The following is a 14,416-nucleotide window of genomic DNA, read 5'->3' as shown; positions in this document are numbered from 1 at the left end:
ACTAGGATGCCGGCGTTAGGAAGTCGTTCTCAGTTGCTCGCTACGCTTGCGCAAGAACTGCGCGGTGGCGAGCAGCAGCGTCGTCAGGACGACCGTGAGCGTGGAGACGGCCGCGATCGTGGGCTCAATCTGGAAGCGCAGATCGTCCCACATGCGGCGCGGCAACGTGACAGCGCCGGACCCTGACAGAAACAGGGACACGACCAGCTCGTCGAACGAGGTGATGAACGCAAACAGCGCGCCGACGAGGATGCCCGGCCGGATCAGCGGCAAGGTTATTTGCCAGAACGTGCCGGCCTGGGTTGCGCCGAGGCTCAACGCAGCTTGTTCAAGCCTGCGATCGATGCCGGCGAGGCTGGCGCTGACGCTAGTGACAACAAACGGCACAGCAAGGCAAGTGTGCGCCAGCACGATCGCCACCGGCGTGCCGACTAGCCCGTAACGAGAGAAAGTGTAGTAGACACCGATCGCAACGACTATCACGGGTACGATCAGAGGCGACAGGATGAGGCCGGTGGCGACGAGGCGCAGCGGCTGTGGCAGGCGTGTGATGCCGATCGCGGCGAGCGTGCCGAGCGTCGTCGAAAGCCCCACGACGGCGGCCGCCACCCAGAGGCTAAGCCAAGTTGCGCGCAGCCAGTCGGCGCTGGCAAAATAAACAACGTACCATTTGAAGCCGAAGGCGGGCGGCGGGAAAGTCAGGTAGTTTGCCGAGGAGAAGGATACGACGAACACCACCATGATCGGGAAGGCGAGGAACAGCAGGATTAGGCCGACGATCGTCGCCGGCAGGAAGCGCAAGGCAGTCATTGGAGGTTCATCCTGAAGGCGTTGCCCACGCCGGGCAGGAACTGCACAATAGCGATCAAGCCGAGTGCCGTCGCCAGCAGCACGGCAGATAAAGTCGCCGCATATCCCCAGTGGAGCTGGTCGACCTCGTTGGCGATTAGCATCGAGAGGGTGATCTCGCGCGCGTCGCCCACCAGGGCGGGCGTGATATAGAACCCGAGCGCCAGCACGAAAACCAGCAGCACGCCGACGGCCACGCCAGGCATGGACAAGGGCAAGACGACCTGTCGGAAGACGCCCCAAGGCGTAGCGCCCAGACCCGAGGCGGCGAGCGCTAACGAGGGGTCAATCTGCCGCAGCGCATTGGCGATCGGTAGGATCATGTAAGGCATCATGATGTGCGTCATGGCGATCTGGGTCGCTAGCGTCGTGTTGAGCAGCCGGATCGGGTGTTCAAGCAGGCCGAGCGCCAGTAGGCCTTCGTTAACTAGGCCATGGCGGCCCAGCAGCACCATCCAGGCGTAACTGCGCACCAGCACTGACGTCCAGAACGGCAGCAGGATCACGATCAGGATGAAAGGTGCGCTGGAGCGTGCGCGGGACAGCGCGAGCGCTACCGGATAGCTGAGCACGAAGGTGCTGAGCGTGACGACAAATGACGTGCTGAGCGTGATCCAGAAGACCTTGAGAAAGACGACGTCGCCCAGCAGCGCCGCATAGTGATCCATCGACCAACTGGGATCGTTGAGGCTGCGCAGCAGCATTGACGCCACAGGCAAGGCGTAGAACACCACCATGTACAGCAGCAGCGGTGCGGCGAGCAGCAGCGGAATGACGCGTGGGAGTACGCGATTCCACGCAGACCATTCACTTGGCCTGGCTGCGAGTGAGCAAGAGGGGGGGATCGTCGCCTCAGACATAGCTTGCCCTACACGAGGATTGTGTCTGCGACCGACCAGGCAATCGCTGTGCGCTGGCCTACGGCTCGGCGGCGGACGGCCGCACTCGAAGCTTCCTTAAGTACCAGCGAGGTCCCGTCGTCGGCCTTCAGCAGGTAGCGACAGCGCTCACCGGCGAATACGGCTTCGGTCACGATGACACCCATGCGGTTGACGGTTGGTCCGGCTTCGACAACCCTGTCGGCGAAGCGCAGACGCTCGGGCCGTATCGTCAGGGTGACCTTGGTGCCGATTGCCGGGCGCAGCGAAGTCATGGCCCGCACCAGCACGCCTTCGCACTTGGCCACAACGATGCCGTTCTCCGCACCGCAAACGACCCCGGGCAAGAAGTTTGACTGGCCGATGAAGCCCGCCACGAAGCGATTGCTGGGCCGGTCGTAGAGATCCTCCGGGCTCCCGATCTGCGCCACTTTGCCATCGTTCATGACGGCGATGCGGTCGGACATGGTGAGCGCCTCGTCCTGGTCGTGCGTGACCAAGATACAGGTGACGCCAAGCTCGGCGTGCAGGCGACGCATCTCGAGCTGCAGATTTTCGCGCAGCTGCTTGTCGAGGGCACCCAGCGGCTCGTCCATTAACAGCAGCCGCGGCTTGAATACGATGGCCCGCGCCACCGCCACGCGCTGTTGCTGGCCGCCGGAGAGCTGGCGCGGATAGCGCCCGCCATAGTCTGGCAGATGCACCAACTCAAGCGCCTCACCCACCAGCCTCGCTCGCTCATCTTTCGGGACGCCACGCTGCTTAAGTGGGAAGCCGATGTTTTCGCACACAGTCAGGTGCGGAAACAGAGCATAGTTTTGGAACACCATGCCGATGTTGCGGCGATAGGGTGGCATGGCGACCACCGAGGCCCCGTCGATGGAGATGTCGCCCGCGCTGGGAGTCTGGAAGCCCGCGATCATCATGAGCGTCGTGGTCTTGCCCGAGCCGCTGGGGCCCAGCAAGGTGAGGAATTCGCCGGATCGGATGTCGAGCGACACCCCGGCCACGGCCATGACGCGGCCGTAGCTTTTTTCCAGACCGGTTAGCGACACCGACGCGCCGCGCATGTAATTGCCCTGAGGCGAAGTCAAAGGAATTAACGCCTGCTCCATAGCATACAGTATCCGTTGGGGTTGACCCTAGGCCCTTCACCACGATCGAGACGGGCGCACTAGCCCAGCATCCATTTGGTGAACTTGGCTCTGACCATATCGCGGTTATCGGTCCACCAGTCGTAATCGTAGGGCACGAGCTGCTTCTTGATATCGGGCGCGCTAGGCAGCACCTTTTGTCGCTCGGGCGGAATGTACTTGTTGGAGCCGTCGTTGACCGTACCGTAGGGAATAGTGAGCGCGAAGCGTGCCTGCGGGATTGCCATGGTTGAATAGGCCACGAACTTCATGGCATTCATCTTATTCTTGGCGCCCTTGAGGATTCCCCACGCATCGCGCATGGCCAGTCCTTGATTCCAGCAAATCGCGACCGGCAGTCCTTGCTCCTGCAACGCCGCCATGCGGCCGTTCCAAACCGTGGTCATGACGACCTCCCGGTCCGTCAGCATCTGCGGCGGCTGGGCGCCGGTGTCCCACCACTTGACGATGCTCTTTCTGATCTTGTCGTAGCTTACCAGTGCCTTGTCGACATCGAGCGGATAGAGCGCGTCGGCCGGCACTCCGGCCGCCATCAGCGCGCATTCCAACTCCGGATTCATGCCAGCGCCGATGCCGTACATGGCACGATCGCCGGGGAACTTCTTCGTGTCCCAGAAATCGACCCAGCTTCCAGGCGCGGCGCCTTTGAACGCATCGGTGCGGTAGGCCATCACGTTGGCCCACACCAAATGCTCCACCCCATATTCGAAGCGGTGCTCCTTGGCCACGCCGTCGTCGATCAGCGAGTAGTCGATCTTCTCGAAATAATCGCCAGTCTTCATCAGCCTCATGATCCCGCCGCGGCTGGTGTGGATCAGGTCCCACTCGACATTGCCGGTGTCGACCATCGCCTTGACTTTGGTCGTATCGGCGCTCGGGAAGACCCGAACCTTGATGCCCGTCGCATTCTCGAAAGGCTCGAAATAAGCCTTCTGCTGTGCCTCATGCGTTGTGCCACCATAGTTGGCGATACGGAGCTCTCCCGAGCCCTTTAAGGTATCTGGAATGGTGGTCTGCTCGGGCAAGGTGGATTGGGCGCCTGCCGAGCGGACGACGAAGGGTCCTGCAAGCCCGGCGGTGATCAGGCCGACGGCGCGGCGGCGGTTGAGAAGCAGTGGAGAACGATGGTTGTGCATGGTCTCATCCCTCGGAAGGCAAAATCATTGTAGGAACGTGTTTGCGTTAGTAGCCGGTGCGCACAATGACGCTCGTGAAACCCGGGCAAAGCCCGATCATGGTCAGTGATGCGGCGGTTTGCGTTCGGCATGAGAGGGTGGTCGTGCTCGCTAGCCCCCGCAAGCGCGCGGCAACCCCTCAGATGTACGCACCGATTGAGTAACTGTGCCGGTCCATTTTTGGCTCCCCCTGAACTCCATTGCCTAAGTTTGGTATTTTTTTTGGAGAGCGATCAATTCTCACGTCGACATTATCGATGCCGCCATGGTTGAACAGACGTTTTCTTCGAGGCCGTAAGTCTTTGAATCTTATCGGTGGTGCTTTCTAAATCAAACAACGTTCTCGGTCACTCTTTAGGACGTTAGCGGAAGCACCTGCTCGTCTTCTGAGCTCGTACTGAGGTCATCTGAGAAGTAGATCAGATGGGGAAGGCAAATCCTTAGTCGATCGCTTCTCCCGTTTGTTTTCCGTCGTCTGAGGTCGGCGGGAATGCGGCTTGGGCGTGCGGTCCACCCGATTCGGATCGGCATTTGTCGCGGCGGTGAAGCGCTTTTTAGTCAGTTCAAGCTCGGCGACGAATCGCAACCCATCGCGTTCGAGCTGCCCGTTCCACCACATGTGCTACCGGAGCAAACCCGCCGCATTCAGATCGCAGCCGCGCAAGGGGGGCAAGAGCTTCACGCTGCCCCGACGGAGCCGTTGCTTAGCCGGAGGAGCTAGACTTTGGGGGGACTTTGATCCAGTCTGGCGACCTGGTGCCAAAATCGTGCTCCGCCCATTGCGGTTCCCCAACTGTCGAAGCCTCCGGCCACAATGGCTTGGATGGGGACGTACAAGCGAATTCGATGCGCAGGCCGGGGCTGCCGAAACAGGAAATAATATCATCAGTAGATGCAACGCGGCGCAAAGGTGAGCTAGGCCGCCGAAGAGAGGAAGACCAGGAACAGTAATGGACAACGCGAGGAACAGCATAGGTTCTGTCCAACTATCGTCGGCGACCCGGGGGCCGGTGTCGTGAAGAGCATTTTCATCCTCAAACGTTGCCGACCGAGCAGGTGTCGTGCGGCGGCGATCAGACCGAACGTGATCGCTAGCATTACTCGGTCCAAAGCATAACCGCACAGCACGCTCAAGCTGGCAGGGCGTCTGAACTCTGGCGTTCGCCGCGTCGTGGCCGGCTTCCAAGGCCCAAGGCCATCCTCCAAGCGGACTGCGGAGTGCACAGCTCACCACCGCGGCCTTCATCCACAACAACTATGTCTTCGCCGATCAGCCCGCGGAGACCTTCGTACTCTTTCCCGAATTCACCCCCCCGGGGGCCAGCGCTTCCGGCTGCTCTAGGTCGCCGGCAAGGCCGTGGGCTAACGGCACTCCACGCCAAATGAGTCGGATCCGCCGCCTACGTCAGCTCGGGTGCGATGTTCGATCTATCAAACACTCCCAAGAATGTTCAATGACTTACGGCATCGAAGAAAACGTCTGTTCAAAGATAGCGGAAGTGATAGCCGTGTGCGTGTCGACTTGAGGTGATCTGAACGCTCTGAGAAATGTAACTGAGTAATCACAGGTAGGGAATGTATGCATCGCAGAAGATCTTTGTAGCCTCATCCAGTTCGGTTGCCGCTTCTGCAGTGGCGTTAGCTCAGTCAAAGAAGTTTGATTCGGATAAGTCAGGTCATGCCATCCTCCACATCCGCGCTTGACGATGTCGTCACGGTCCTCCTCTATGCCTTCGGCGCAGATGAGCATGCCGCGTTCATCCACAAGCGCTTCCCCCATGTTCGCGTGTTGACAGCTAAGGATCCGGCGTCGCTCGATAAGCATGTGGCGGAGGCAGACGTTCTCGTCGCACACAGCTTTCCTGTCGCGGCCTTCGACAAAGCGCGGCGGTTGCGCTGGTTCCAGTGCGCCAGCGCGGGCGTCGACTCGGTCATGCCGCTTCGCGACCGCATCGGTGACCTCATCGTCACCAATGTCCGGGGTATGCACGGTGAAGTCATCGCCGACTTCGTTATGGCGGGCATGACAATGCTGCATTGGGACTTCCCGCGGTTCATGCGAGAGCAATCTCGCAAGGAGTGGCGTCCGCGATCGATCGCCCCCCTCTCGGAGCGGACGCTCGGCGTTGTCGGGCTCGGATCGATCGGCGCCTGCATCGCACGTCGAGGCAAGAGCGCCGGCATGACCGTCATCGGCTCGAAACGCGATGTAAGCGAGCCGATTCGGGGCATCGACAGGCTCTTCCCACCGGAGGGACTCGCCGAGCTGATGCGGCTCTCGGACTTCGTCGTTCTTGCTGTTCCACACATTGCGGAAACCGCGAGGCTAATCGGGCGCGAGCAGCTTCAGTTCATGAAGCGGGATGCCTTTCTGATCAACATCGCCCGCGGCTCGGTAATTGCAGAACACGAGCTCATCGAGGCACTCCAGGCGAACACAATTGCCGGAGCTCTCCTCGACGTATTCGAGCGAGAGCCACTTCCAGCGGATAGTCCGCTCTGGGCGATGCCCAACGTCATTGTCACTCCACATGTTGCGGGTTGGCTGAGCGACTATAACACTCGCGTTCTGGAGATCTTCGGCGACAATCTGCAGCGATTCCTCGAAAACAAGCCGCTACGAAACGTGATCGACCTAAAGCGAGGATACTGATCAACCCGGTCGGCGCTTCGAGACAATCGTGGTCTGGCTTAAGAGATAAAGAGGAGAAACGACATGCGCAATATCGACAGCCCAGAATGGGAGATTCGCTGCGATCTGGCCGCAGCCTATCGCCTGATTGCCCATTTTGGCATGGACGATCTGATCTACACTCATTTGTCGGCCCGCCTGCCTGGTAAAGAAGATCGTTTCCTGCTCAATCGGTACGGCATGATGTTCGACGAAATTACCGCGTCAAGCTTGGTTGTCGTCGACCCCGATGGTCATGCGCTCGAGAAAGAGCAAGCGTCCGAGATCAATAGCGCCGGCTTCACGATCCATTCCGCCGTGCACATGAACCGTGCTGATGCCCATTGTGTGATGCACACACATACCTTGGCCGGCATGGCCGTGGCCGCGCAGGACCAAGGCTTGCTGCCGCTGAACCAAACCTCGATGGAGCTCTACGGGCGCATTGCCTATCACGACTTTGAAGGCATCGCGGATGACCTAGACGAGCGAGAACGGCTGGCGCGTGATCTCGGCGAGAAAGAGGTGATGATCTTAAAACACCACGGCTTGCTCGCGATCGGGCGCACCGTGGCTGAGGCGTTCCACAACCTGTACTACCTGGAGCAATCCTGCCGCATCCAGATCGCCGCCACGCAGGGCGGGCAAAAGATCACGCTGCCGCCTGATGAGGTCGTCGCTCACACCGTGGCGCAGAGCAACGGTTATCGCGAGAGCAAGAGCTATGGTTCCCGCACGTGGGCGGCCCTCAAACGGCGCCTCGATCGCATCAGCCCGGATTACGCGACCTGATGGTCGTCAGGGCTCGCAGGGGTGGGACCGCTCTGGTGCGAGCTCAGAGAAGAACTGTGAAAGCATCCTGCTCAATATCGGCGGATGTGGTGGCAACTTCGATCGACTGTTGAATTGGAGAACTACATGACTGCGCCGATCATATGGCATCTTCCCATCGCGGACACCCACCATCTGTCCGCTAGCGCAGGCGAGTTGAGCTTTGTCGGCGGCGCGGGCGACTTCGACACAGCGGGACGGATTCGCAATCCGGGCGACCTCGACAAGCAGATCAAGGGCGCAATGGCCAACGTGGCGGAGGCGCTCGCTAGCGAATCCTGCACGCTCGACGACGTGGTGCGGCTCAAGGCGCACTACACCTCTGAACGCGACGATTGGGAGGTGATCGCAGCACTGGCACGCTTCTTCAAAGTGGATCCCATGCCTGCGATCAGCACGATGCCCGAGCCCTTGCAGCCGTTTTCCGGCCAGACGATCCAGATCCAGGCCATCGCCCAGCGCAGCTGGCGGACGCATGCCGATGTTCGAGCGGTGCCGCGTCCGGTGCCGCCGCAGAGACGGGCTCTCTTCAACGGCCGAACGGTCACGGGTGGGCTGCGCGCGGGCGAGTTCATCGCCGTTGCCAACCGCACGGCAGAAGATGCCAATGGCGTGGTGCTTCATCCCGAGGATGGCGTCGGCCAGAGCCACTTCATCATGGAGAAACACGCTGAGACGTTGGCGGCGCTCGGCGCTTCGCTCCAGGACAGCGTCAAGCTGGAAGGCTACTACTTCGGCAACACGCGCGAACAATGGATGCCGCTCTCCAAGGCGCGGGCGAGCCACTTCCGCGAGCCTGGGCCCGCTGGGACCGTAGTCCCCTGCCACCGCCTCAATCCAAAGGAGGCTCTGACCAAGGTCGAGGTCATGGCTATGCGCGAGTTGCGGAACGGTTACGACAAGTACATCCCGCGTGAGGACCACTGGCCCGCACGCGTGTGGGACTGGACCTACGCTACACCTTACCGCCAAGCCATCCGGCTGCGCGATACGGTGTGGCTCGGCGGCCAGGTGCCTGCGCAACCCTACGACAACAAAGGGCAACCCGTCATGGAAGGCCAGCTCATGCCGCAGACCCGCTTCACTATGAGCTATATCGAGGACCTCCTGCGTCCGTTCGGTCGGGCGCCCTCGGACTTGAAGCTCATGGTCTGCTATTTCACGTCAACTGGTACCGAAGCTGAGACGATCGCTTTTGCCAAGACCCTCGCCGACTGCGTGGGCGGCGCCCTTCCGCCCATGACACTGGTGCCGAAGCCCATGATGCACAATCCCAGGACTACTGTGGAGATCTGGGGCGTGGCGCAAGGCTGAGCGCTTGCGTCCGCAAACGCAGGAACAAAATCGTGAGAGATCTCAAGCGGCATAGCCCTATCGGCAATGCGGAGGAGGAGACGAAGTCAATGGCCTTCCTCGAATTCGACGGAAAACGTTACCTCGACGGCCGCGCGTCCGATCCGCGCGACCTCGGCTGGATGCGCGGTGCGCCCCCGCCAGCAGACAAGTGTATCACATTCGAGGGCGGCACTTTCCTCAATTTCCCGCAGATCCGCTGGTCATTGTCGCACAGGCGTGAGCTTGCGGCGAGTGTCAACGTGTGGCGCGGGCGGGGCGGGCCTTCGCCATTCGATCGCAGCGACAAGGCAGCCAACATCGACGCACTCACATTCGACGATATGAGCGGCCGTACCCGCCGCTTCGACGAGGCGCTGTTCGACACCTACTGCGACGGCATCGTGGTGCTGCATCGCGGGCGCATCGTGTACGAGCGCTACTTCGGCGCACTCGAGCCGCACTTGGCGCACGCATGCTTCTCGGTCACGAAGTCGTACGCGGGTACGCTCACCGCGGCCTTCGTGCACGAGGGCGTGCTCGATGACGGCAAGGTGATTCCGCATTACCTGCCCGAGCTGCGCGGGACTGCTTGGGATAATGCGACACTGCGCCAGGTGATGGATATGCAGACCGGTCTGGCATACACGGAGATCTATGACGACGAGCGCTCCGGCGTTCGGGCGTATTCGCGCGCCTGTGGTGGACGGCCGCGGCCAGTCGGCTACGACGGGCCACAGACATTATGCGACTACCTGCGCACCGTCAAGAAGGAGGGAGCGCACGGCGAGGAGTTCGCATATAAGACCGTCAACACGGACGTGATGGCTTGGGTGATGGCGCGCGTGACCGGCCGCTCGTTCGCACAGTTGCTGCAAGAGCGGCTGTGGGCGCCGCTCGGCTGCGAGGAGGACGCCTACGTCCTTGTCGACGCGGTCGGAATGCCGTTGGTCGGCGGCGGTCTGAACGCGAGCCTGCGCGACCTCGCGCGCTTTGGCGAACTGATGCGTTGCGAAGGCGAGTGGAATGGAAAGCAGCTCATTCCCAGGTCCGTGGCGCACGAGGTGCGAAAGGGCGATGACCCCGCTAAATTCCACTACGCGTGGCTGCCAGGCTATTCGTATCGGAACATGTGGTGGGTGAGCCACAATGAGCTGGACGCCTTTGAAGCCAAGGGCATCCACGGCCAACGCCTCTATGTCGCACCTAAGGCGGAGATGGTGGTCGCACGCTTCGCGTCGCACCCGGTGGCGTCGAGTGTCGCCAACGACCCAATCACTTTGCCTCAGATGCTTGCTCTGGGGCGGATGCTGCGCGCTTAGTCGGCAGGACTGTCACGCAAGGGAACACCACTGTGACGGTTCACCGGATTTCAAACACGCTTCAGCTCGAAATCATTCTGAATGCCGTTCACGGCCAGGCAGTTCAAGGCAGCGGCGTCTCCGCCGGAGGCATGCACTACACGACCATCGATGGCCGCAAAGCGCTCGACGGCTCTGCAGGGCTGTGGTGTGTCAATGGCGGTCGCGAGGCCGCAGATTTGCCGCGACCGTTGAGCAACAGCCGACGACGCTAGTTTACGCGCAACTTTCGACTTCGCCGAAAGTCTCGTGAAGATCCCGCATATGGCCGAACCCACGTCGTTGCGATTACGTCGGTCTTCGGTTGGCTACCGGTGAAAGTTGGATTGATCGCTTAAGTCGTTCTGCAGTTCCGGCAGTCAGGGGCGGATACTCCGATGCACCTGTATTGCTTCGCGCAAGCTAAGCTGAGGTGAGCGACCACCGGGTCGTAGGGGAGTCGTTCTCCAATGCTGCTTTGGGATTACGCGATGTTGCAAGCGACGCGCACTCCATCCAAAAATGGATCGATCAACAAGTCTTCGATACCGATGATTGCGGACGCGGCAATCAATCCTCAATGTGGCGGAACTGGCGCTCTGGCCGGAACTGCGGCACTATCACGATCCTGACCTGCTGCGGCGATACTTCCTCGAGGGACGCGTTTCCCGCAGCGAACTGTGTGTCTCTGTTCGCGCGCTGGCTAGTCGCTGAACCAATAATGCATTTACGACCATGGCTTCCGCTCCACGCAGTGCAATCGACTTTGCTGCTTCCGTTAGCATGCGACTGTGCTGCTTCCGTTAGCATGCGCACTGATGTAGGTCCGTGCGCCAGACGCCTACGGAGATGGTAGGTTGTAAGATGCTCCTGGGCTTGGGGGACTCTGCGATCAGCGCGATCAACAAGCGGCTGGATGCGTCGCTGAAGGCGTTCTGCGAACGCAAGCTCAAGGAGCCGTTCCCTTATCTGATCCTGGACGCCCGCTACGAGCGCGTCAGAGGACGATGGCATCATCGCGAGCCAGGCGGTGCTGATCGCGATCGGGGTCGACTGGGAGGGCCGGCGTCAGGTGCTCGCGCTCGAGCTTGCCAACCGGGAGAGCCGGTCGAGCTGGAAGGAGTTTTTGGAAGGCCTGAAGGCCCGCGGCCTGCATACCGTCGAGTTCGTCGTCTCCGACGTGCGCATTCCAGAGATGGTGATCAGGCGTTCCAGGCGATGGTGATCACGGATTCCAGATGATGGCGATCACTGGAGACGAACACGACTGACGAGTTTATGTGTGCTGGAAACGGCCTCCTCGTCAAGGCTGGCGGGTTGGTTCGAAGATCGTTCCGGCGGTCCATGGGAGGGCCCCGTGCGCGGCGCGGAGTGCCCCCACGAGCGACGCAGCGACGCGCGCCGAAGGGGCCTGTGGGCCGGTGGAACGATCGTGCGGGAGGTGCTCACGGCTTTTTCTTTTCACCAGCTTGACGCCGCAGACTGTCGCCCTTGAGTTCGATGCGGTGGGCATTGTGAATGATGCGGTCCAATATCGCATCGCCAAGTGTGGGGTCGGCAATGACGTCGTGCCATTGCGATACGGGGACCTTACTTGTGATCAATAAGGATCCCTTGTCGTAGCGATCATCGACAATCTCGAGCAGATCCCGGCGCTGGTCGGCGGTAAGCGGTTCAGGTCCCCAGTCGTCGAGGATGAGGAGATTGACGCGCTCGAGGACCGTGATCAGGCGGGCCAGACGGCCTTCGCCGCGCGCCTGCGCGAGATCTGCGAACAGGCGGGGTGCCCGCTTGTAGAGCACGGAGAAGCCGTCGCGGCAGGCTTTGTTGCCGAGCGCACAGGCAAGCCAGGACTTTCCGGTGCCGGTTGGGCCGACGATGACCAGGTGGTTGGCCTCACGGATCCATTGGCAGGTGGCGAGGGTTTGGAAAAGCGAACGGTCGAGACCACGGGCGGTGCGAAAGTCGACGTTCTCGACGGCGGCCGCTTGACGCAGCTTGGCGCTGCTCAAACGGCGCGTAAGGCGGCGGTTGTCGCGGGCAGTGACCTCGCGATCGACGAGGAGGCCGAGCCAATCGGCGTGCGGCATCTCGGCCGCCTCGGGATTGTTCTGCAGTTCGACGAAGGTGTCGGCCATGCCGGCAAGGCCGAGGGCGCGCAAACGATCGACGGTGGGATGAATGAGCATGCTGATATCTCTCCTGATCAATTGTGGTAAGTGCGGCCACGGATGTTCGCGTGGAAGAGGATGGGCGCCTCCTCGGCGGGCGGCGCGGTCCTGTCAGTGCCGTTTTTGAGGATGGCGGCGACCGATTTGTACGAACGGGCGTTGAGCAGCAGCGCCCGAGCGCGCTCGTTCGGCGATTAATTGAGCAACAGGTGCTATGAGCGAGTTGTGGGCGAAGATCCAAGGACCATCCGGCAGTGGATGGATGGAATCGATTTCGCCGGCTTCAGCGTGCGTGTTTCGCGGGATCGTGAGCACGGATTTCACCGCATGGTGAGCAACGATTTCAGAGGATCGTGAGCAGCGATTTCAGGCGATCGTGAGCACCGGTTGGCGGTGCCGGACGCTTCGGCCGACAACTCAACCGGGCTACGGGTTTCTCATTCAACCAATGAGGAAGCCTGATGCCTACCCAGAGATTGTCGATGCGCCGGATCCGAGAAGTTCTACGTTTGAGGCATCAGGGCCTGACCGAGCGCGTCATCGCGCGGACGTTAGGAGTGAGCAATGGTGTCGTGCATGGCTACGTGCGTCGCGCCCGCCTTGCCGGGCTAAGCTGGCCGCTGCCGGAGGGCATGGATGACGAGGGCCTGGAGCTGCTGCTGTTCCCGGCGCCAAAGGCTGCCTCGCAAAGCGACCGACGACCGTCCCCCGACTGGGTTTATGTGGAGAAGGAGCTACGCCGGCGCAGCGTGACACGCCTGCTGTTGTGGGAAGAGTATCGCGCCGCCAATCCAGACGGCTTTGGCTATACCTGGTTTTGCACGACTTTCGAGGCCTGGAAGCAGCGGGCGCAGCCGAGCATGCGTCAGACCCACATCGGTGGGGAGAAGGTGTTCGTCGATTTCGCTGGCGACACCATCGACATCTTCGATCCCATCACCGGCGAAGTGCGCGCCATGAAGCTGTTCGTCGCGGCGATGGGGGCCTCGAACTACACCTACGCCGAGGCCTGCCCAAGCGAGAGCCTGTCCGACTGGATCGGCGTGCATGCCAACCTGTTCAGGTATCTCGGCGGCGTGCCGAAGTTCGTGGTCTGCGATAATCTCAAGGCCGCCGTGACCAACCCCGATCGCTACGATCCCGGGATCAACCGAACCTATGCCGAGATGGCCGGTCATTACGGCACCGCGATCCTGGCGGCGAGACCGAGGCGGCCAAAGGACAAGGCCAAGGTTGAGGTCGCCGTCTAGATCGCCCAGCGGTGGATCCTGGCCCGCCTGCGCAACCAGCGCTTCTTTTCCCTGGTGGAGCTTAATGCGGCCATCCGCGGCCTCGTCGTCGAACTCAACGCCCGCCAGATGCGCGGTTTTGGCTCCAGCCGGACCGAGCTGTTCGCCGAGATCGATCGTCCCAAGCTGGGAGAACTGCCGGACCAGCCCTACGTCTTTGCGCGCTGGAAGCGTTGCCGCGTCGCGCCCGACTATCATGTCGAGATCGACGGCCATTGGTATTCCACCCCCTTATCGGCTGATCCGTGAACTCGTCGATGTCCGCATCGCCGACAAGACCATCGAGGTCTTCCACAAGGGACAGAGGATCGCCAGCCACGCCCGCGCGCCCAACCGGCGTGGCCATACCACCATCGCCGATCATATGCCGAGCGCCCACCGCCGCTACGGCAAATGGACGCCGGGAGGATTGATCGCTGCCGGCGAGAAGATCGGTCCCTCTGCCGCGGCGTTTTTGCAGGCCGTCATCGCGGCCCGGCCGCATCCCGAGCAAGGCTTTCGCACCTGCCTCGGTATCCTGTCGCTGGCCAGGAGCTACGACAACGCGCGTGTCGATGCCGCCTGCCGACGCGGCATCCTGATCAAGGCTCGCTCCGTCGCCTCGATCCGTTCGATCCTCAAGAGCGGCCTTGATCGCGCTTTTCTCGACGAGACCTCCGACCACCAGCCCCTGCGCCACGGCAACATCCGCGGTCAGGGCTATTTCCACTGATAGGGAGACCCCCC

General features: G+C 61.3%; 9 protein-coding genes and 3 pseudogenes. 7 read left to right on the top strand and 5 right to left on the bottom strand.

What is annotated here, in order from left to right; all coding sequences use genetic code 11:
• Positions 1–15: 15 nt before the first annotated feature.
• From RX329_RS36850 to RX329_RS36835, 4 genes are all read right to left on the bottom strand, one after another.
• Positions 16–810, bottom strand: coding sequence for an ABC transporter permease (locus RX329_RS36850; protein WP_317245200.1), 795 nt, complete (start codon positions 808–810; stop codon positions 16–18).
• On the bottom strand, positions 807–1,709 hold the full coding sequence (locus tag RX329_RS36845; RefSeq protein ID WP_317245199.1) for an ABC transporter permease: 903 nt from the start codon (positions 1,707–1,709) through the stop codon (positions 807–809). The genes RX329_RS36850 and RX329_RS36845 overlap by 4 nt, the downstream gene beginning before the upstream one ends.
• An 8-nt stretch (positions 1,710–1,717) precedes the next feature.
• Positions 1,718–2,797 (bottom strand): ABC transporter ATP-binding protein, encoded by a 1,080-nt coding sequence (locus RX329_RS36840; protein ID WP_317246476.1) that lies wholly within the window; start codon positions 2,795–2,797, stop codon positions 1,718–1,720.
• A gap of 104 nt (positions 2,798–2,901) precedes the next feature.
• Complete coding sequence (locus tag RX329_RS36835; protein WP_317245198.1) at positions 2,902–3,906, bottom strand: ABC transporter substrate-binding protein; 1,005 nt, start codon at positions 3,904–3,906, stop codon at positions 2,902–2,904.
• Between the two features lie 1,828 nt (positions 3,907–5,734).
• Here RX329_RS36835 and RX329_RS36830 point away from each other — a divergent pair.
• The 6 genes and pseudogenes from RX329_RS36830 to RX329_RS36805 all read left to right on the top strand — a co-directional run.
• Complete coding sequence (locus RX329_RS36830) at positions 5,735–6,709, top strand: D-2-hydroxyacid dehydrogenase (RefSeq protein ID WP_317245197.1); 975 nt, start codon at positions 5,735–5,737, stop codon at positions 6,707–6,709.
• A 63-nt stretch (positions 6,710–6,772) separates the two neighbouring features.
• Positions 6,773–7,519: a class II aldolase/adducin family protein gene (locus RX329_RS36825; RefSeq protein WP_317245196.1), complete on the top strand. Its 747-nt coding sequence runs from the start codon at positions 6,773–6,775 to the stop codon at positions 7,517–7,519.
• Between the two features lie 126 nt (positions 7,520–7,645).
• Positions 7,646–8,872 carry a RidA family protein gene (locus RX329_RS36820; RefSeq protein ID WP_317245195.1) on the top strand — a complete coding sequence of 409 codons (1,227 nt, stop codon included), beginning with the start codon at positions 7,646–7,648 and terminating at the stop codon, positions 8,870–8,872.
• An 89-nt stretch (positions 8,873–8,961) separates the two neighbouring features.
• Positions 8,962–10,212, top strand: a complete 1,251-nt coding sequence (locus RX329_RS36815) for a serine hydrolase (RefSeq protein ID WP_317245194.1) — start codon at positions 8,962–8,964, stop codon at positions 10,210–10,212.
• A 32-nt stretch (positions 10,213–10,244) separates the two neighbouring features.
• A pseudogene (locus tag RX329_RS36810) lies at positions 10,245–10,415 on the top strand (aspartate aminotransferase family protein); the annotation flags it as partial.
• A gap of 700 nt (positions 10,416–11,115) precedes the next feature.
• Positions 11,116–11,410: pseudogene (locus RX329_RS36805) on the top strand (transposase); the annotation flags it as partial.
• 265 nt (positions 11,411–11,675) lie between these two features.
• Here the strand turns inward: RX329_RS36805 and istB are convergent.
• Positions 11,676–12,419 (bottom strand): IS21-like element helper ATPase IstB, encoded by a 744-nt coding sequence (gene istB, locus RX329_RS36800; protein WP_317245193.1) that lies wholly within the window; start codon positions 12,417–12,419, stop codon positions 11,676–11,678.
• 443 nt (positions 12,420–12,862) lie between these two features.
• On the opposite strand from istB, the pseudogene istA reads away from it, so the two are divergent.
• A pseudogene (gene istA / locus RX329_RS36795) lies at positions 12,863–14,402 on the top strand (IS21 family transposase).
• Positions 14,403–14,416: the final 14 nt, after the last annotated feature.

Origin of the sequence: Bradyrhizobium sp. BWC-3-1, assembly GCF_032917965.1 — a bacterium.
GTDB lineage: Bacteria > Pseudomonadota > Alphaproteobacteria > Rhizobiales > Xanthobacteraceae > Bradyrhizobium > Bradyrhizobium canariense_D.
This window is presented reverse-complemented; position numbering and strand designations above follow the sequence as displayed.

Coding starts and splice junctions, on each gene's coding strand:
- RX329_RS36850 (WP_317245200.1), bottom strand. CDS start 810: ATGACTGCCTTGCGCTTCCTGCCGGCGACGATCGTCGGCCTAATCCTG.
- RX329_RS36845 (WP_317245199.1), bottom strand. CDS start 1,709: ATGTCTGAGGCGACGATCCCCCCCTCTTGCTCACTCGCAGCCAGGCCA.
- RX329_RS36840 (WP_317246476.1), bottom strand. CDS start 2,797: ATGCGCGGCGCGTCGGTGTCGCTAACCGGTCTGGAAAAAAGCTACGGC.
- RX329_RS36830 (WP_317245197.1), top strand. CDS start 5,735: ATGCCATCCTCCACATCCGCGCTTGACGATGTCGTCACGGTCCTCCTC.
- RX329_RS36825 (WP_317245196.1), top strand. CDS start 6,773: ATGCGCAATATCGACAGCCCAGAATGGGAGATTCGCTGCGATCTGGCC.
- RX329_RS36820 (WP_317245195.1), top strand. CDS start 7,646: ATGACTGCGCCGATCATATGGCATCTTCCCATCGCGGACACCCACCAT.
- RX329_RS36815 (WP_317245194.1), top strand. CDS start 8,962: ATGGCCTTCCTCGAATTCGACGGAAAACGTTACCTCGACGGCCGCGCG.
- istB (WP_317245193.1), bottom strand. CDS start 12,419: ATGCTCATTCATCCCACCGTCGATCGTTTGCGCGCCCTCGGCCTTGCC.